Origin of the sequence: Wenzhouxiangella indolica, assembly GCF_042310355.1 — a bacterium.
Taxonomy (GTDB): domain Bacteria; phylum Pseudomonadota; class Gammaproteobacteria; order Xanthomonadales; family Wenzhouxiangellaceae; genus Wenzhouxiangella.
In genome coordinates, this window is the sequence record NZ_JBHJMR010000014.1 from 16,540 (window position 1) to 34,753 (window position 18,214).

Here is an 18,214-nt window from a genome sequence, read left to right on the forward strand (position 1 = left end):
CACCGCGTCTAGAGCACTCCTCCCAACGCCTCTGCCAACTCCTCCCCGGTCACTTCCCCGTAGTGGAGCCAGCGCACCTTGCCTTGCGGCCCGACGAGCACCGTGTAGGGCATTGCGCCGACCTCGTTGCCCCAGGCGCGCTGGGCATCCAGCACCGCGTCCTGGCCCACCAGGATGGTGTAGTCGATGCCCAGCTCGTCGATGAAACGCCGGACCGGCTCGGGATCGTCGAGCGCGATACCGACCACCGCCAGGGCATCGCCATGTTTGTCGCTGGCCGCCTGCAGCACCGGCATTTCCCGCCGGCACGGCGCGCACCAGGTTGCCCAGAAGTTGACCAGCATGGCCCGCCCGGCGAAGCGCTCCGCGTCGACCTGTTCCCCGCCCGGGGTGGGCAGAGCAAACCCCGGATGAGGGTCGCCGATGGCCAGCCCGGATTCCGGCGCGGCGCCGGAATCGGACTCGGAGGCCCGATTGGTCAACCAGGCCAGTGCCGTGCCCAGCAGGAAACCGAACACCACGACCGAAACCCAAAGCCGCCAGCCCCTCATCGCGCCACCTCGTCGAGCAGCGGCAGGAATTCGTCCGGGCCGAGGAAGCCGAACATGCGGAATCGCTCGAGCTCCTCGCCGTCGCGGAAGAACAGGTAGGCCGGCGGCCCGATCAGGCCGAAATGCTCGAGCATGGCCTTGTGCGCATCGTTGTAGGCGGTGATGTCGGCCTTGAGCAGCGTGAAGTCACCCAGGCGCTCGGCCACGGCGGGGTCGGGAAAAGTGCGGCGTTCCATGCGGACGCAGTCGACGCACCAGTCGGCGTAGAAGTCGAGAAACACCGGCCGGTCGGACGCGGCCACGGCCGCCTGGAGCTGCTCGAGCGTGTCGACTTCACGGAAGGCCGGCGCCTCGACGGCCGCACCGCCGCCGGCCCCGACCAGGTGATGCAGCGGGCGGGTCCAGTCGCGGCCGCCCGAAAGCGCACCGACGAACTGGGCCGCACCGACCAGGAGCAGCATCAAGCCCAGCGCCTGCCACAGCTTGTGCCAGCCACCGGCCCCGGGATCCAGACGCGTCAGCGCGCCCAGGTAGACGCCAGAGGCGATGGCCAGCGCACCCCACAGCAGCATGATGACCGCGCCCGGCAGGACCCGCTCGAGCATCCAGATGGCCAGAGCCAGCAAGCCGACGCCGAAGACGGCCTTGACCGCGTTCATCCAGCCGCCGGCACGCGGCAGGAGCCGGCCGGCCGAGGTGCCCCACACGATCAGCGGGATCCCCATGCCGATGGCCATGGCGAACAGCGCCAGGCCGCCGAGCACGGCGTCGCCGCTCTGGCCGATGTAGATCAACGCACCCATCAGCGCCGGCGCCACGCAGGGCCCGACGACCAGCGCCGAAAGCGCGCCCATGATGCCCGCGCCCAGCAGGGTGCCGCCCTCGGCGCGGTTCGACCATTCGTTCAGGCGCGTCTGCACCGCCGGCGGCAGCTGCAGCTCGTAGAAGCCGAACATGGCCAGCGACAGCACGACGAAGAGCCCGGCGAAGCCGATCAGTACCGCCGGATGCTGGAACACCGCCTGCAGGTTCTGGCCGAACAGGCCGGCGACGATCCCGAACAGGGTGTAAACCAGGGCCATGGCGAGCACGTAAACCAGCGACAGGCGAAACGCCCGGCCGGTGGTCATGCGATCGCCTTCGCCGGCGATCAGTCCCGACAGGATCGGCACCATGGGAAAGACGCAGGGCGTGAAGGCCAGCAGCAGCCCGGCAACCAGGAACAGCCCCACGGCGACCAGCGGCCTTCCGGACAGGGCCGCCGCGAGGCGATCCTGCTCGGACTGCGGCATCACCGCCTCGACCGCCTCCTCGCTCACGGCACCTGGCCCGGCCGAAGGCGCCGTAACGGCTTGCGGCGACCCCGCGTCATTCTCGGCGGCCGGCAGCGTCACCGGAATGCTGCGCGTCATGGGCGGGTAGCAGATCCCTTCATCCAGGCAGCCCTGGAAGTTCACTTCCAGCTCGATCTCCCGCTCGCCGCCGGCCGGTCGCTCCAGGCGCACGGGAATTTCGGCCTCGCCGAAGTACACGCGGGTCTCGCCGAAATACTCGTCGGTCTTGGGTTCACCCGGCGGCAGGTCGACGGCACTCACCGCCACTTCGGCATCGTCGATCCGGAAAGAGAAGGACTCACGATAGAGGTAATAGTCGGGCTGGGCGCTCGCGCGCACCAGCAGTCGGTCGGGCCCGTCTTCGATGGCCTCGATGCGGAATGCCTGCTCGGCCGGCAGAGCCTGGCGCTGACCGCCGAGCAGGGCATCGAGCGAACTGCCCGTGTCACCCTGCCCTCCGCCGGCGAGCGACTGCCCGGCGCCGGGGTCCGGCGCGGCGGCCTGCGAGGCGGGAAGCTGCACACGTATTTCCTGGCGATGGGGGGGATAGCACACCCCCAGGTCGGCGCAACCCTGGAAGCCGACGCGGACGACGAGTTCGCCGTCGGCCGGGGCACGTTCGACCGGCACGCGGACGGTCACGCTGTCGCGATAGATCTCGGTTTCCCCGAAGAACTCGTCGACCGTCGCCTCACCGGCGGGGATGACCGGCTCGCCCAGCGCGGCATCGTCACCGACGACCTCGACCGAGAAAGCGTGACGATACAGGTAGTAGCCCTCGGCGACCTCCCACTGCAGCACCAGCGTCGAGCCACCGGCTTCGGCCTCGGCTTCCAGCGCGAAGGCGCGCTCGACCGGCAGAAGGTCGTCGGGGTTGATCTGGGCCTGCAGGGCCAGGGGGAGCAGGGAAGCGAGCAGCAGCAGGGCCCGCGCAAATTGCTTGGTCATTGAATCCAGTCCCGAATCCATTGGGTGTAGTCGTCCAGTCCGTCGCTGACCGGCACCACCAGCAGCTCGGGAACCTCGTAGGGATGTTGCGCAACCAGCTCCTGCTTGAGCGCGCTCACCCTCGCCCGGGTGGTCTTGATGGTCAGCGGAACCTCGCTCTCGCGCTCGACCCGGCCCTGCCAGGGGTAGGTCGAGATCACTTCCGCGCCGGCCGATACACAGGCGGCCAGCCGTTGTTCGACCAGCACGGCCGAGAGACGTTCAGCGGTGTCACGGTCGGGACAGGTCGTCAGCACCAGGCAGATATCGTCTTGCATGTTCATTCAGCCTCACTCGCGATCGCTTGCAGGGCGCTTATTCTGACAGGCCGTGTTCGTCGGCACAAAAATCTGGACGACGAAGCGACCCCAAGCCTTGAAATGCTCTTCGGCGGGCTCCATTTGCCAAGGCGTGTCGGCGACGTCTTGACCAAACCCGGTTTGGTGGGACGCGCCCCCGAGTCAGGCATGGACATCCGGGCGGGCATCAGCCAGTCCAGGTGGCATGCCATTTGTCAAAAACAACCGTTAGTGAAAGGGAGAAAGACCCATGAAACTGCGTCCTTTGCATGATCGCGTCATCGTCAAGCGCGTGGAAGAAGAGCGCACCACCCCCGGCGGGATCGTGATTCCCGACAGTGCCACCGAAAAGCCCATCCGCGGCGAGGTGATCGCAGTCGGCAACGGCAAGGTCCTCGACAACGGGGAACAGCGAGCGCTGGATGTGAAGGTGGGCGACAAGGTGTTGTTCGGCAAGTATTCCGGCACCGAGGTCAAGGTCGACGACGACGAACTGCTGGTGATGCGCGAAGACGACATCATGGCAGTGGTCGAGTCCTGAGACGGCCGCCCGCAGATCAACCTGACATCCCAAGACTCAAGATTTAGAGGAAAACAATCATGAGCGCCAAAGAAACAAGATTTTCCGAAGACGCCCGCAACAAGGTTCTCAAGGGCGTGGACGTGCTGGCTCGCGCAGTCAGCGTCACCCTCGGCCCCAAGGGCCGCAATGTCCTGATCGAAAAGAGCTTCGGCGCCCCGACCATGACCAAGGACGGCGTGTCGGTGGCCAAGGAAATCGAGCTGGAAGACAAGTTCGAGAACATGGGTGCCCAGATGGTCAAGGAAGTCGCTTCCCAGACTTCCGACGAGGCCGGTGACGGCACCACCACCGCGACCGTGCTGGCCCACGCCATGCTGCGCGAAGGCGTCAAGTCGGTCGCCGCGGGCATGAACCCGATGGACCTCAAGCGCGGCATCGACAAGGCCGTGCGCGCCGCCGTCGATGAGCTCAAGAAGCTGTCCACCCCCTGCGACACCGACAAGTCCATCGCCCAGGTCGGCACCATTTCGGCCAACAGCGACGAAGAAGTCGGCAAGATCATCGCCGAAGCCATGGGCAAGGTCGGCAAGGAAGGCGTGATCACGGTCGAGGAAGGCCAGTCGCTCGACAACGAACTGTCGGTCGTCGAAGGCATGCAGTTCGACCGCGGCTATCTCTCGCCGTATTTCGTCACCGACCAGCAGACCATGCAGGTCGAGCTCGAAAACCCCTACATCCTCCTGCACGACAAGAAGATCTCCAACGTGCGTGAGCTGCTGCCGATCCTCGAAGGTGTGGCCAAGCAGTCGCGCAGCCTGCTGATCTGTGCCGAGGACATCGAAGGCGAGGCGCTGGCCACCCTGGTGGTCAACAACCTCAGAGGCACGGTCAAGGTCGCCGCCGTCAAGGCGCCCGGCTTCGGTGATCGCCGCAAGGCGATGCTCGAGGACATGGCCGTCCTGACCGGTGGTCAGGTGATCTCCGAGGAAGTCGGCATGAGCCTCGAGAAGACCACCATCGACCAGCTCGGCTCGGCCAAGAAGGTCCAGATCGACAAGGAAAACACCACCATCATCGACGGTTCGGGTGACGCGGCCGCGATCGAAAGCCGGGTCGGCCAGATCCGCGCCCAGATCGAGGACGCCAGCTCCGACTACGATCGCGAGAAGCTGCAGGAACGCGTGGCCAAGCTGGCCGGCGGTGTGGCCGTGATCAAGGTCGGCGCCGCCACCGAGATCGAGATGAAGGAAAAGAAGGCCCGCGTCGAAGACGCCCTGCACGCCACGCGTGCGGCCGTCGAGGAAGGCGTGGTGCCCGGCGGCGGTACCGCCCTGGTGCGTGCCCGCGCCGCGATCGAGAAGCTCACCGGCGACAACGACGATCAGACCGTGGGCATCAAGATCGCCCTGCGCGCCATGGAAGAGCCGCTGAGGAAGATCGTGTACAACTCCGGCGGTGAGCCGTCCGTGATCCTGGCCCAGGTTACCGAGGGCAAGGGCAACTACGGCTACAACGCCGCCACCGGCGAGTTCGTCGACATGATCGATGCCGGCATTCTCGACCCGACCAAGGTCACGCGCACTGCCCTGCAGAACGCCGCCTCGGTCGCCGGCCTGATGATCACCACCGAGTGCGCCATTGCCGAGATCCCGCAGAAGGATGACGCCGGCGGTGCCCCGGACATGGGTGGCATGGGCGGAATGGGTGGTATGGGCGGAATGGGCGGCATGATGTAAGCCCCGGAACCTGCACCCGCTCGTTCGTTGCCCCTAGCGATCGAGCAACCCGTTCGAAATTCGAAGACCCCGGCCCCTGTGCCGGGGTTTTTCGTTTGGGGGCGTAGGACGGGGACGCGGCCCCGACCTACGGCAATTACGTAGGGACGGTGCTTGCCAGCGCCTGCTATCTTGGCCGCCACATGCAAACGCTGGCCGTCAGACCATGAAACAACCAATCGGAATCTCCCTTTTCATCCTGCGCGTGACGGTGTTCATCGTCATGGCCATGTGGTCGCTGGACAAGCTGCTCAACCCGGGCCACGCGGCGGCCGTGTTCGAGGGTTTCTACTTTATTTCCGGCATGGGCGCCACGATCCTGCTGATCATCGGCCTGGTGCAACTGGCGATCGAGATCGCCTTCGTGCTGGGATTGTGGAAGTTCTGGACCTACGGCTTCGTGCTTGTCACGCACACGGTTTCGGTACTTTCGTCCTGGCAGCAGTACCTCGACCCGTTCAACAACATGCTATTCCTGGCCGCCATCCCCATGCTGGGAGCCTGCATCGCCCTGTTCCTGTTGCGCGAGGAAGACCGGTACCTGTCGCTGGGTTGACGCCTCTCCATGCATCTCGATCGATTACGTAGGCCGGGGTCGCATCCCCGGCCTACATACATCCGCGTCGCACCCGTCGGGTATCCTGTCGGCATCCATGAACGATCGCGCCGATACCTCGCAATTTGATCCGCCGCCGCGTCGCAACAATGCCGAGGGTGAGACGCGCCATGTCGGCGTGGAACTCGAGATGGCCGGACTTCGCCCCGAGCAGGTCGTCCGGGCCGTGCTCGATGTTGTCGGCGGAGAAGCCGAAGTCGAAAGCGCCTTCCTGTCGCACGTTCGCGACTCTCGACTGGGCGACTTTCGCGTCGAGCTGGATGCCGAGCTGCTCAAGAGTCGCCAGTATCAGAAGCTGCTCGCCGACTTCGGCATCGATATCGGCGACGGCGACGAGCGCGAGCAGATCGAATCGCTGATTTCACGCGTGGCCGGCCTGATCGTGCCGCTGGAACTGGTCGGCCCGCCCGTGCCGTGGACCGAACTGAGCACGCTCGACGACATTCGCGCGCGGCTGCAACGCGCCGGCGCCCGCGGCACGCATGCTTCACCGCTGTTCGCCTTCGGCATGCAGCTCAACATCGAGGCTGCCAGCCTGGAGGCCGACTACCTGCTGTCGATCATCCGCGCGTTCCTGCTCAGTTACGACAAGCTCATCGAGGACGAACGGGTCGACCTGTCGCGGCGCGTCACGCCCTACGTCCAGCCGTTTCCCGAGGAATACCTCGTCCACGTCCTGCAGGCTGACTACCGGCCCGACCTGGACGAGCTGATCGGCGATTACCTGAGGCTCACGCCAACCCGCAACCGCCCGCTCGACCTGCTTCCCCTGTTCGCGCACATCGACGAGAAACGCGTCATGAGCGCGCCCGTGGAGGCGAGCCTGGTCAAGCCCCGACCGGCGTTTCATTACCGCCTGCCCAACTGCCTGATTGACGAGCCGGACTGGTCGCTGGCCCATGTCTGGAATCGCTGGATGGCCATCGAGCGGCTCGCCAACGACCCCGAAAGGCTCGAGCGCGAGCGCGCGCGACGCCTGTCGAGTTCCAGCCGCCTTCGACACTGGATCTCACGCGCCTGGCGACGGCTGCGCCGATGACGGCACGGCCGGTCATCGGCGTCACCGGCCCGGACCGCGGCGGCCTGGCGGCCTGGTGGTTCTCGGCGCTGGCCGTCCGCCGCGCTGGCGGTCGCCCGCTGCGCATCCGCCCGGGGAAGGCTTGCGACATCGAGCAACTCGACGGCCTGATCCTGGGCGGCGGCGCCGACGTCAGCCCCGGCCTCTACGGCCAGCAAACGCGCTCCGGGCCGCGCCAGCTGACCGACCGCGGGGCGCGCGGATGGCGCCGCTGGCTCGGTCTCGCCCTTTTCCCCCTGGTTGTCGCCCTCCGCCGGCTCCTGACGACCAAGCACGGCGGCCCGGACAGCGATCGGGATGCGCTCGAGTACCGCCTGATCGACGAGGCGCGCGAGCGAGGCCTCCCGATGCTCGGCATCTGTCGCGGCATGCAGCTGATGAACGTGGCCTTCGGCGGCAGTCTGCACCAGCACCTGATCGGCTTCTACGACGAGTACCCCGCGATCCGATCGGTCCTGCCGCGCAAGCGCGTCACGGTGGAGGCGGACAGCCGCATCTCCCGGCTGCTGGGTGCCGGCCCCTGTCTGGTCAATGCGCTGCACTCCCAGGCCATCGACCGTCTCGGCGACCGGCTGGTCATCGGCGCAACCGAGTCCAACGGGATCGTCCAGGCGATCGAGGGCGCCGGACAATCCTGGCTCATCGGGGTACAGTGGCATCCCGAGTACCTGCCCCAGCGCAGGCGGCAGCAGGCGCTGTTCCGAGCCCTGGTAGAGAACGCGAAAGCAGGCGAACCGAGATGAACCGTCCCGGACAAGACATCGATGCGGAGTGGCTGCAGGCCCACTGCCGCTTCGTGGCGGAGGCCTGGCGTCGCTTCGACGATGCACCCGGGCCGGATATCGCGCTCGAACTACCCGGTGAGGAGCAAATGCGCGCCGATGCGACGAGAGCGCTCCGACGGTACCGGCAGCTACAGTCGGTCCATCTGCTCTGGCGCGACTTGAGCGGCGAGGCGGACATTTCCGAAACCGGTCGGGGATTGTCAGCGCTGGCGCGCGATTGTATCGAGCTGGCGCTCACCGAAGCCGAGAACGAGGTCGCCGGGCGCCACGGCTGGCTCGATAACGAAGACGGCAGCCGCCCGCGCCTGATCGTGTTCGGCCTGGGCAAGCTCGGCGGCGACGAGCTCAACTTCAATTCCGATATCGACCTGGTCTTCGCCCACGACGCTGCTGGGCGCAGCAGCGGCCCGAAGCGGATCGAGGCGGCCGACTGGATGAAACGCGTGGCGCGCCGGCTTATCCAGCTGCTCGACGCGGTCGACGCGCACGGGCGGGCCTGGATCGTCGACACCCGGCTGCGGCCGTTCGGCGATTCCGGCGCCCTCGTCTGGTCGGTGCCGGCAATGGAGCAGTACTTTCTCAGCGAGGGGCGAACCTGGGAACGCTATGCCTGGCTCAAGGCCGCCCCGGTCGCCGGCGATCTCGAGGCCGGGCGGGCGCTGATCGAATCGCTGCGGCCGTTCATCTACCGGCGCTACCTGGACTACGGCATCTTCGAGAGCCTGCGCGAACTGCACCGGCGCATCGACGCCAACGCCCGGGCCCGGCGCGATCGTGCCGATATCAAGCGCGGCCGCGGCGGAATCCGCGAACTGGAATTCCTGGTCCAGTCCCTGCAGATCCTGCGCGGGGGACGCGAGCAAACGCTGCGCCAGAGCGGGTTTCTGCCGGCGCTGGAGGCCTGCGCCCGCCTGGGCCTGATACCCGGCGAGGACGCAAGCGAGCTGCGCGCTGCCTACGCCTTCCTGCGCACGCTCGAAAACCGCCTGCAAGCGCTGACCGCGCGCCAGGGGCACGAACTGCCGGGGGATGCCGAGGATCGGCAGCGACTGGCCGAACTGCTCGACCACGCCGACTGGAACGAATTGAACGAGGTCATCGAGCACCATCGCGCCACGGTCAACCGTCACTTCAGCGAGCGCTTCCGCGACCCCGATGCCGACTCGGCCGAGGCCGGCGCGCTGTGGCCGCCCGGCGAGGACACCGAAGCGCACCTGCAGGCGGCCGGCTTCCAGCGGCCCGGGGACGCCGCCGAACATCTGATGCAATGCCATGCCAACCTGCAGCGTCGTGCCCTGAGCGCCGAAGGCCGGCAGCGGCTGGAAAGACTGATGCCCGGCCTGATCGAGGCGGTGGGACGCCAGCGCCCGCCCGACACGGGCCTGGCCGACCTGTTGCGGCTGATCGACCAGATCTCGCGCCGCTCGGCCTACCTGGCACTGCTGCGCGAGCGCCCGGAAACCCTTGAGCGGCTGGTGCGTGTTTTCCACCACAGCCAGCGCGTGGCCGAATGGATCATCGCCTCGCCACAGCTGATCGACGACCTCCTCGATCCGATCAATGGCTTCGAGCTGCCTGCCGCGCCCAGGCCGGATCCGGACGACAAGGAAGCCAGCCTCTGGGCCCTGTCGCGCTGGCGGCAGGCCGGCTTCCTGCGCACCGCGCTGGCCGAGCTCGACGACCGGATGGATGCCGTCGATGCCGGCCGCCAGCTCAGCGCCATGGCCGGCACCATCGTCGACCGGGTTCTTTCACTTTCCGGCCGGGGCGATACCAACCTGGCGGTCATCGCTTACGGCAACCTCGGCGCCGGCCAGCTGCACTTCGAGTCGGACCTCGACCTGGTCTTTCTGCACCGGAGTGGAGAAGCGCCTCGGCGTACGGTGCAACGACTGGTCAGCGCGCTCGAGATGCCGTTGCCCGGCGGCAAGCTGTTCGAGATCGACACGCGGCTGCGCCCCAACGGGCGCGCCGGCATGCTGGTTTCCACGCTCGAGAGCTTTCGTGACTACCAGGTCAATAAGGCCTGGACCTGGGAACACCAGGCGCTCATTCGTGCGCGCTGGATCGCCGGCGATCCGACCCTGGCCTCGGAGTTCGAGTCGATCCGTCGAACCGTGCTCACGCAAGCTCGTGATGCCGACGCGGTCGCCAGGGAGCTGCAGGAGATGCGGCGCCGGCAGCGCGAAGACAGGCGCGAATCGCCCACCAAGCGATCGCTCACCGACCTGCAGTTCCTGGCCGAGCTGGGCGTGCTCACCCAGGCCGCCGAGCATCCCGAGTTGATCGATCTGCGCGAAACCGACGGCCAGCTGGAAGCGCTGGCCGAGGCAGGATGGATCGATGCCCGGCAAGCCGGGGCGCTGGCCGGAGCCTGGAACCAACTGCTCGAGCGGCGTCACCTCGACTGGCTGCGGCGCGAGCCCACACCTTTCGACGAGCCCGCGGTTCGCGGCTTGATCGACGAAGCCTGGTCGACACACTTCGGTCCGGCGGAAGACGCAAGGGCGTAGCCGTGGACGAAAGCACCGACGCGCGAGCGCTTGTACAACGCCAGCGGTCGCTGGCGCGCCGGGTCATCGACCGCGACGACCTGCGCCTGCCGCCCCGACTCGTGGCCGGTGTCGATGCCGCCTTCCCCGACCGCGGACGCAGCACCCGCGCGGCGGTCGTGGTCATGCGCTACCCGCAGCTGGAAGTGATCGAGACGGTAACCCATGAACGGCCGACGGCATTGCCCTACATTCCCGGCCTGCTGTCCTTCCGCGAACTGCCGGCCATCTTCGGCGCGCTGGAGCAGCTGTCGCATTCGCCCGACCTGGTGCTGTGCGACGGTCAGGGACGCGCCCACCCGAGACGCTTCGGCATTGCCTGCCACCTGGGCGTGACGACGGGGCTGGCGACCATCGGGGTCGGCAAGAGCCGCCTGTGCGGGCAACACGAAGATCCCGGCAGCGACAAGGGAAGCGTGGTCGATCTGGTGGATGGCGACAAGGTGATCGGCCGGGTGCTGCGCTCAAGAGACCGCGTGCGGCCCCTCTACATCTCCGTCGGCCATCGCGTCAGCCTGGACACGGCGGTCGAACTCGTGCTGGCCTGCACCCCGCGCTATCGACTCCCCGAACCGATCAGACACGCCGACCGCCTCGCCGGCCAGCCACCCGCACAGTAGCCCTCAACTGCTAACAGTCCAAAGCTCTAACTATCAAATTCACTAGAAATCGGTTGAGAGCGTAGCGAGCGGGCTGCTGACGGTGGCCGCCGGAGCGGAGGAACCGCAGCGTAGACGATACTACGTGAGGATTCCGAGCACGCGTTCAACAGCGCTCCGTCTGGGCTTCTTTCCTTCGGAAAACCGCCAAGACTCCACTGCCTACACGGACGACGGCTACAGCCGAGCGCTCTTTTCGCTCCGCGAAAACCGCACTCGGCATTCCGCCTGTCCTGCCGGACGCCGTCAGCAGCCCGCGCAGTAGCTCTCAACCGATTTCTCAGTTTTCGTCGAGGTGTTCGCGGTATGCCTCGGCATCCATCAGCTCATCGAGTTCGCCGGGATCGTCGAGCTTGACCGAGAACAGCCAGCCGTCCCCGTAGGGATCGTTGTTGACGATTTCGGGGGTGTCCGCCAGCGCCTCGTTGACCACGGTGACTTCGCCCGAGACGGGGCAGTAGATGTCGGAGGCGGCCTTGACCGACTCGACCACGGCGCAGGCATCGCCCCGGCCAAAGGTCTCGCCCTCTTCGGGCAACTCGACGAAAACCAGATCACCCAGCTGTTCCTGCGCGTGGTCGCTGATACCGACCTTGACCACGCCTTCTTCTTCCTGGCTGACCCACTCGTGGCTTTCCGCATAGCGCAGATCGGAAGGAATGTCGCTCATGAAGCCGTCCCTTGAGAATTTGCGGAAATTCTATCAGCAAACCCGCGCCCTGCCGAGACGCAATCGAGCCCTCAGACCCGGGGGCGAAGACAGACGCTACGCCGGCGGCGCAGATTGAGCCAGTGACCGACGATCAGGGTCAGCCCGCCGACCGAAGTCAGCGCCGAGGCGGCCAGGGGTGAGAGCACGCTGGCTTCGAGCACGGCAGCGGCCAGCAGCAGGCTCAGCCCGGCAATCCCGACCCACAGCAGGCCCAGACTGCGATGCGTGCGGTAGCCCAGCCAGAAAGCGCCCAGGCTCAGCGGCAAGATCAGCAGCAACAGCAAGCGATGGAAGAGATCGCTGCCGAACACGCCCAGCGAAATCATGGGCGCCAGCAGCAGCGTCAGGCTGAGCATCACGCACTGCACCAGGCAGACCGCGGACACGCAGATACCCGCACGATCGAGAACCGTACCGCGCGCGACCTGCTCGGGTGACTTGAAGACAACGGCCATGCTGACTGCCTGTTGCTGCGTGAAAAGCGTATGATATAACATTTTTGGTCCGGTTGCCACGCGAGCCGGGGCGCCCCCTTAGAATGGCGGCTTTGCCGCGGGCGTCGTCATGCGCGATTTCACGCTTCCCCCAATCCGCGAGGCCAGGATCGGCTGGCAAGGCGATACACCCTTCGCCGAGGATTTCGGCGACAGCTACTACATGCCCGGTCACGGTGCGGCCGAGAGCCGCGCGGTGTTCATCGACGCCAGCAAGCTGCCGCAGCGGTTCGCCGAGCTGCCCGACGACGGGCTGTTCGTCATCGGCGAGACCGGCTTCGGCACCGGCCTCAACGCCCTGCTGGCGGCCGATTGTTTCTCGCGGCACGCGCCGCCCTCGGCGCGCTTGCACTTCGTCTCGGCCGAGCTTCATCCACTCTCGCGCGAGGACCTGGCCTTCGCGCTTTCGCAATGGCCCGAACTGGCCGGTCCGGCCAGAGCGCTGCGGGCAGCATGGCCGCCGCCGGCACCCGGGTTCCATCGAGTCCGCCTGTCCGAGCGCGTGGAACTGACCCTGATGTTCGGCGATGCCGAAACGATGTGGGCGCACGGACCGAGAGATGTCGACGCGTGGTTCCTCGACGGTTTCGCGCCGGCGCGCAACCCGGGGCTCTGGTCCGAGCGCCTCTTCCGGACCCTCGCCGGGCGCGCCCGTCCCGGCGCAACGGTCGCGACGTTCACCGCCGCCGGGGCGGTGCGGCGCAGCCTGGAATCGGCCGGATTCGGAGTCGAGCGACACGCCGGTTTCGGGCACAAGCGCCACCGGCTGACGGCCCGCGCGCCGGGCGACTGGACGCCGCAGAAAGCCCGGCGCGGCGAGGCGGTCGTTGTCGGCGCCGGCCTGGCCGGCAGCACCACCGCCCGGGCGCTGGCCGAGCGCGGCTGGCGGGTTCGCGTACTCGACCCGGCAGTCGCCGCTCCGGCGCCGTCCGCCCTGGCCGCCGTGCTCTACGCCACCGCCAGCCATCACCTCAATGCCCAGAACCGCTTCTATTTCGGCGCCCTGCTGCAGGCACAGCGCTGGCTCCGCCGCCTGGGCTTCCCGCGCGATGCGCGCGATGGCCGGCTCGAAGACGTCGTCCAGCACCTGGTCGATCCGCGGGTGGCCGAAAAAACGCATCGGGCCGTGGACAGCGGGGCATGGCCGCGGGAAATGCTCTCGCCGGAAGGGGCAGGTAGCGTCCGCATCCATGGCGCCGGGTGCCTGCGGCCGACCGCGTGGTGTCGTTTCCTGCTGGATCATCCCGACATCACGACCCGCGCCGACAGCGTCGAGTCGCTGGCCAGCGGGGATTCGGTCAGGCTGCGACTGGCATCAGGCGATTGGCTCGAGGCGGACACCGCCGTGCTGTGCACCGCCGGCGCAAGCCGCCGATTCACGGGGCTGGGCTGGCTGCCGCTGCGGATCGTTCGCGGCCAGGTCACTTTCTGCCGCGCCACGGCGGCCAGTCGGCGCTGGGGGGAAGTGCACTGCCATACCGGCTACGTCACGCCGGCCTTCGAGGGCCTGCACAGCGTGGGCGCCACCTTTGATCGCCAGCGCCAGGCTCCCGTGATCGATCCCGTCGACAACCAGCACAACCTGGCCGAACTGGAGCGCAACATCCCGGCGCTCTGGCGAGCCCTGGGCGGCGGCGATATCGAGGTCGTCGGTCAACATGCCGGCCTGCGCTGCCAATCGGGCGACTGGCTGCCCCTGGTCGGTCCCTGCCCGGATCCCGCCGCGAATCCGCACACGCTGGACGAACGCGTCTGGCTCAACATCGCCCACGGATCGAAGGGGCTCAGCCACACGCCGCTGTGCGCCGACCTCATCGCCGATCTACTCTCCGGCCTGCCAACGGCCGCGGATGATGGGGTCATCGCCTCACTCGCGCCCGAACGATTCATCGAGCGCCGGCGCCGGCGCGATCCCGACTGGCGACCCGACCATCACTGAAACCCCGGCTGGCCGACCTGCCCCGGCCTTTGCGGCACCTTCTCGACCCGGGACGGATCGAAGCCGCGGGCAGCCAGCAGATCGAGCAGGGCCTGGTAGCGTTCTGCGGGAAGCTCGGGCTCGCGCGCCATGATCCAGGCGTACTCGCGCGAGGGATGGCCGACCACCGCCCAACGGTAGTCGTCGTCGAGACCAATGATGTAGTAGCCGAACCGGATCGGCCAGTAGAACTGAACCTTCCATTGCGCGTTGCTTTCCTCGTCGACGACCCAGGCCACGCCCTGCATTTCTTCCTCCGGCGAGTCGAAACTGCCGTCGCGGTAGCGGTAGATGTCGTCGATTCGTCCATCCTCGCGCATCCGGTAGATGGCCCGCCCGGCGACATTGCCGCGCTCGCCGAAGTAGGGAATGTTGGCAATCACGTACCACTGCCCCATGTAGCGCTCGAGATCGACCCGCTCCACGGTTTCCAGCGGCGGCCCGCCCCGCATCATCGCGCAGCCCGACAGCGCCAGCAGCGCGAGTATGGCGAAGAATTGTTTCATTTCGATGCTCCGTTCCACGAATGCCGCGAAACGTAGCGCCTGGACCGTGAAGGAAAGTGCAGGGGGAAAGAGAAATGGTGCCGGCTGAGGGAGTCGAACCCCCGACCCTCTGATTACAAATCAGATGCTCTACCTACTGAGCTAAACCGGCGTTTGGGTCAAATGAATTGCCACAATTGACTTGGGAGTCAATTCTAATCGTTTCGGTAGTGCGGTTTTCAAGCGAAGCTTGAAAGAAGCGCTGCCGAATCTCCGCAACAGCTCTACCAACTGAGCTGAGCCGGCAACACGTACATTTTACCCAAACCTGGCGGATTGGACAGCGCCCTTAGGGCTGCCGTGCGTAATCGGCCCACAAGATGTATACTATATGCATGATTAGTGTGGGGAGCTTCACTGACATGAAGGCGCGTCCCGGGCATTCGACTCACCGGCTGGTGTATCTGTCGCTTGCCTACGGCTTTGTCGGCCTCGGAGCGATCGGCGCCATCCTGCCGGTCATGCCGACCACGCCGTTCCTGCTGTTGGCGCTGTGGGCCGCGGCGCGCTCGTCGCCGAGGCTGCGCTTCAAGCTTTACCGCCATCCGCGCTACGGCCAGTCGCTGCGCGCCTGGCATCGGCACGGTGCCGTGCCCGCTCGCGCCAAACTGGCCGCCTGCCTGCTCATGGCCGTCAGCCTGTGGGTGTTGTGGCTGAGCGGCGCAGCGCCCTTCGTGCTGACCACGGTCGCGCTGTTTTTCACCGCCGTGGCCACCTTCATTCTCTCCCGCCCCACTCACACGACCCAGCCCGACGATCCACGCCGATGCAACCTGAATCGATAGCCGTCTCGCGTCCGACGGCGCTTTGGGCCTACCCTTTCCGGCCCTTCTTCGCTGCCACCGCGATCTACGCGATCGCGGGCATTGGCGCCTGGCTCGGCGTTCTGCTGCTGGGCTGGCCGCTGGCGGGTAGCTACCTGCCGATGCAGTGGCACAGCCACGAAATGCTCTTCGGAATGGTGGCCGCCGCCGTTGCCGGCTTCCTGCTCACCGCCATGTGCAACTGGACCGGCGCCGCACCGCTGTCGGGCTCGAAGCTGCAGATGCTGTTCGGTCTGTGGCTGGCGGGCCGGGTCGCGATGTGGCTCTCCAACTGGCTGCCGCTGGCGCTGGTGGCAGTGATCGACCTGACCTTCCTGGCAGCGGTCGCCGTCTACGCCGGCCGGGTCATCATCGGCTCGGGCAGTTTCCGCAATCTGCCGCTGGTCGCCGTGGTCAGCGCACTGTGGCTGGCCAACCTGCTCTTTCACGCCGCGGTATTGAATGGCGATCCCGCCCTGGTGCAGCGCGCGGAACTAGGCGCCATGCTCCTGATCGTGATGTTGATCGTGATCATCGGCGGCCGCATCACGCCGGCGTTCACGCGCAACTGGATGATGCGCGGGCAGATCGATCCCGCCTGCGTGAAGACCCGGCCCTGGGCCGAGGCTGCCAGCATCAGTGCGACGGCCTTGCTGGCCCTGCTCCTTCTGGCCGGCGCACCCGCCGCCGTCGCGGCCGGCATGGCGGCTGTCGCCGGCCTGGCCAATGCAATCCGGGTGATCGGATGGAGCGGCTGGCGCGCGCGACGGGAGCCGCTGGTGTGGATCCTGCACGCCGGCTATGCCTGGATCCCGCTGGGCCTGCTGCTGATGGCGGTGGCCTACGGCTTGCCCGGCATTCCGCGAACGGCCTGGCTTCACGCCCTGGGACCGGGTGCAATGGCCGTGATGATCGTCGGTGTCATGACGCGTGTCGCGCTCGGCCATACCGGGCGAGACCTCGAGCTGCCGCGCGGCGCGGTTGCCTGCTATGCGTTGATTCTCATCGCCGCACTCGTTCGCCTGGCCACGGCGCTCGACTGGATGCCCTGGCGCCTCGGAGTGACGACCACGACCGCCGCATGGGCGGGCGCCTTCGGGGTATTTCTTTGGATTTACCTGCCGATCCTGGTCGCCCCGCGCGCCGACGGCCGTCCCGGCTGAGCATCCCGCCATGCGACTGACACACCACGCCGACCTGGCCCTTCGCGTGCTCATGCACCTGGCGCTGAGCGGTGACCGCCGCGTGACGATCCAGGAGGTCTCCGAGGCCTTCGGCATTTCCCGCAATCACCTGATGAAGGTCGCCCATCAGCTCGCCGGCCTGGGCTACGTCGAGTCGACGCGCGGCAGCGGCGGCGGCATTCGCCTGGGTGCGGCCCCGGAGACCATGGTCATCGGGCGCGTCCTGCGCGACATGGAACCCGACTTCGGCCTGGTCGAGTGCTTCCGCCCGGAGAACCGCTGCATCATCACGCCGGCTTGCGCCCTGCCGCGCATGCTCGACGAAGCGCTGCGCGCCTTTCTCGACGTGCTCGACGGCTACACGCTTGCCGACCTGGTCACGCCCGAAATCGCGCCGGAAATGGCCCGCCTCCTGAAGCTCCGCATCGAATAGCCATCGAGTGCCCCATTAGCCGGCAATCGAGGGCGCGCAACGGTACAATCTCGCGCCATGGAACTGATCGATATCGGCTGCAACCTCACCCACGACTCCTTCGACGCCGATCGCGAGACGGTCATCGAGACCGCCCGCCAGGCCGGCGTGGCGCAGATGGTCGTCACCGGGGCGACGGAGGCGGGTAGCGTCCAGGCGCGAGAGCTGGCCGCTGAATGGCCCGGCGTCCTGTTCGCCACCGCCGGCGTCCACCCGCATCACGCCGAAGCGGTTACCGGCGAGAGCCTGAGCGTCCTGGCCGACTTGCACGAAGCGAACAACGTGGTCGCCGTGGGCGAATGCGGGCTCGACTACTTTCGCGACTTTTCCCCGCGCCCGGCGCAGCGCAGGGCCTTCGAAAAGCAGCTCGAACTGGCCGTCGACTGCGGCAAGCCGGTATTCCTGCACCAGCGCGATGCCCACGACGACTTCGTGGCGATTTTCCGCGAGTTTCGTCCGCAGCTGGCCGGCGCGGTCGTGCACTGCTTCACCGACACCCGCGATGCCATGCTGGAATACCTGGAGATGGACTGCCACATCGGGATTACCGGCTGGATCTGCGACGAGCGTCGCGGCCGGCACCTGAAGGATTTCGTGCACGAGATTCCCGCCGAGCGCCTGATGCTCGAGACCGACGCGCCCTACCTCAAGCCGCGCAACATGAAACCGAAGATCAAGACCCGCCGCAACGAGCCGCAGTGGCTACCCTGGATCGCCGGCACCGTCGCCGCCTGCCGAGGCACCAGCCCCGATCAGCTGGCCGAGGAGACCACCACCACGGCGCGGCGCTTCTTTCGCTTGACCGGCTAGTGGGCCATGCGGCCCCGACCTACACCGCCACGCATCAGGCGTTTTGGTCATTCGAAA

The 18,214-nt window shown here is 67.0% G+C and carries 18 protein-coding genes and 1 tRNA gene; 12 read left to right on the forward strand and 7 right to left on the reverse strand.

Annotated features, from left to right (window positions below):
• Positions 1-8 precede the first annotated feature (8 nt).
• Genes ACDC67_RS13095 through cutA form a run of 3 tightly spaced genes read right to left on the reverse strand, consistent with a single transcriptional unit; the run spans position 9 to position 3,156 of the window.
• On the reverse strand, positions 9-551 hold the full coding sequence (locus tag ACDC67_RS13095) for a TlpA family protein disulfide reductase (RefSeq protein ID WP_376693816.1): 543 nt from the start codon (positions 549-551) through the stop codon (positions 9-11).
• The gene (locus ACDC67_RS13100) at positions 548-2,833 is read right to left on the reverse strand and encodes a protein-disulfide reductase DsbD (RefSeq protein WP_376693818.1); all 2,286 of its coding nucleotides are present in this window, start codon (positions 2,831-2,833) and stop codon (positions 548-550) included. Before ACDC67_RS13100 ends, ACDC67_RS13095 begins: the two co-directional genes overlap by 4 nt.
• Entirely contained in the window at positions 2,830-3,156 is a 327-nt protein-coding gene (gene cutA, locus ACDC67_RS13105) for a divalent-cation tolerance protein CutA (protein ID WP_376693820.1), read from the reverse strand. The genes ACDC67_RS13100 and cutA overlap by 4 nt, the downstream gene beginning before the upstream one ends.
• Positions 3,157-3,421: 265 nt before the next feature.
• Between cutA and groES the strand changes: the two genes are divergently transcribed.
• From groES to nfi, 7 genes are all read left to right on the forward strand, one after another.
• Positions 3,422-3,712, forward strand: a complete 291-nt coding sequence (groES, locus tag ACDC67_RS13110) for a co-chaperone GroES (RefSeq protein WP_376693822.1) — start codon at positions 3,422-3,424, stop codon at positions 3,710-3,712.
• A 59-nt stretch (positions 3,713-3,771) separates the two neighbouring features.
• On the forward strand, positions 3,772-5,430 hold the full coding sequence (gene groL / locus ACDC67_RS13115) for a chaperonin GroEL (protein WP_376693824.1): 1,659 nt from the start codon (positions 3,772-3,774) through the stop codon (positions 5,428-5,430).
• A 205-nt stretch (positions 5,431-5,635) separates the two neighbouring features.
• Positions 5,636-6,025, forward strand: coding sequence for a hypothetical protein (locus tag ACDC67_RS13120; protein ID WP_376693826.1), 390 nt, complete (start codon positions 5,636-5,638; stop codon positions 6,023-6,025).
• A 97-nt stretch (positions 6,026-6,122) separates the two neighbouring features.
• Positions 6,123-7,124: an amidoligase family protein gene (locus tag ACDC67_RS13125; RefSeq protein ID WP_376693827.1), complete on the forward strand. Its 1,002-nt coding sequence runs from the start codon at positions 6,123-6,125 to the stop codon at positions 7,122-7,124.
• A complete protein-coding gene (locus tag ACDC67_RS13130; protein ID WP_376693829.1) occupies positions 7,121-7,906 on the forward strand; it encodes a gamma-glutamyl-gamma-aminobutyrate hydrolase family protein in 786 nt (261 codons plus the stop codon). Before ACDC67_RS13125 ends, ACDC67_RS13130 begins: the two co-directional genes overlap by 4 nt.
• Complete coding sequence (gene glnE / locus ACDC67_RS13135) at positions 7,903-10,461, forward strand: bifunctional [glutamate--ammonia ligase]-adenylyl-L-tyrosine phosphorylase/[glutamate--ammonia-ligase] adenylyltransferase (protein ID WP_376693830.1); 2,559 nt, start codon at positions 7,903-7,905, stop codon at positions 10,459-10,461. The genes ACDC67_RS13130 and glnE overlap by 4 nt, the downstream gene beginning before the upstream one ends.
• 2 nt (positions 10,462-10,463) lie before the next feature.
• Positions 10,464-11,120 carry a deoxyribonuclease V gene (gene nfi, locus ACDC67_RS13140; protein WP_376693832.1) on the forward strand — a complete coding sequence of 219 codons (657 nt, stop codon included), beginning with the start codon at positions 10,464-10,466 and terminating at the stop codon, positions 11,118-11,120.
• A 319-nt stretch (positions 11,121-11,439) separates the two neighbouring features.
• Here nfi and gcvH read toward each other — a convergent pair whose 3' ends face one another.
• Together gcvH and ACDC67_RS13150 are read right to left on the reverse strand one after the other, a co-directional pair.
• A complete protein-coding gene (gene gcvH / locus ACDC67_RS13145) occupies positions 11,440-11,829 on the reverse strand; it encodes a glycine cleavage system protein GcvH (RefSeq protein WP_376693835.1) in 390 nt (129 codons plus the stop codon).
• Positions 11,830-11,900: 71 nt separating this feature from the next.
• Entirely contained in the window at positions 11,901-12,368 is a 468-nt protein-coding gene (locus tag ACDC67_RS13150) for a MerC domain-containing protein (protein WP_376693836.1), read from the reverse strand.
• A gap of 67 nt (positions 12,369-12,435) precedes the next feature.
• Here ACDC67_RS13150 and mnmC point away from each other — a divergent pair, with 67 nt between their 5' ends.
• Complete coding sequence (gene mnmC, locus ACDC67_RS13155) at positions 12,436-14,304, forward strand: FAD-dependent 5-carboxymethylaminomethyl-2-thiouridine(34) oxidoreductase MnmC (protein ID WP_376693838.1); 1,869 nt, start codon at positions 12,436-12,438, stop codon at positions 14,302-14,304.
• Here mnmC and ACDC67_RS13160 read toward each other — a convergent pair.
• Positions 14,298-14,849 carry a lipocalin family protein gene (locus ACDC67_RS13160; RefSeq protein ID WP_376693840.1) on the reverse strand — a complete coding sequence of 184 codons (552 nt, stop codon included), beginning with the start codon at positions 14,847-14,849 and terminating at the stop codon, positions 14,298-14,300. The two genes, mnmC and ACDC67_RS13160, sit on opposite strands and share 7 nt — an antisense overlap.
• Positions 14,850-14,924: 75 nt before the next feature.
• Positions 14,925-15,000: transfer RNA gene (locus tag ACDC67_RS13165), tRNA-Thr, on the reverse strand.
• Positions 15,001-15,250: 250 nt separating this feature from the next.
• Between ACDC67_RS13165 and ACDC67_RS13170 the strand changes: the two genes are divergently transcribed.
• Genes ACDC67_RS13170 through ACDC67_RS13185 form a run of 4 tightly spaced genes read left to right on the forward strand, consistent with a single transcriptional unit; the run spans position 15,251 to position 18,157 of the window.
• On the forward strand, positions 15,251-15,673 hold the full coding sequence (locus ACDC67_RS13170) for a YbaN family protein (protein WP_376693842.1): 423 nt from the start codon (positions 15,251-15,253) through the stop codon (positions 15,671-15,673).
• Entirely contained in the window at positions 15,655-16,854 is a 1,200-nt protein-coding gene (locus ACDC67_RS13175; protein WP_376693844.1) for an NnrS family protein, read from the forward strand. Before ACDC67_RS13170 ends, ACDC67_RS13175 begins: the two co-directional genes overlap by 19 nt.
• Positions 16,855-16,864: 10 nt before the next feature.
• On the forward strand, positions 16,865-17,308 hold the full coding sequence (locus ACDC67_RS13180; protein WP_376693846.1) for an Rrf2 family transcriptional regulator: 444 nt from the start codon (positions 16,865-16,867) through the stop codon (positions 17,306-17,308).
• A 57-nt stretch (positions 17,309-17,365) separates the two neighbouring features.
• Entirely contained in the window at positions 17,366-18,157 is a 792-nt protein-coding gene (locus ACDC67_RS13185) for a TatD family hydrolase (protein ID WP_376693848.1), read from the forward strand.
• Positions 18,158-18,214 lie beyond the last annotated feature (57 nt).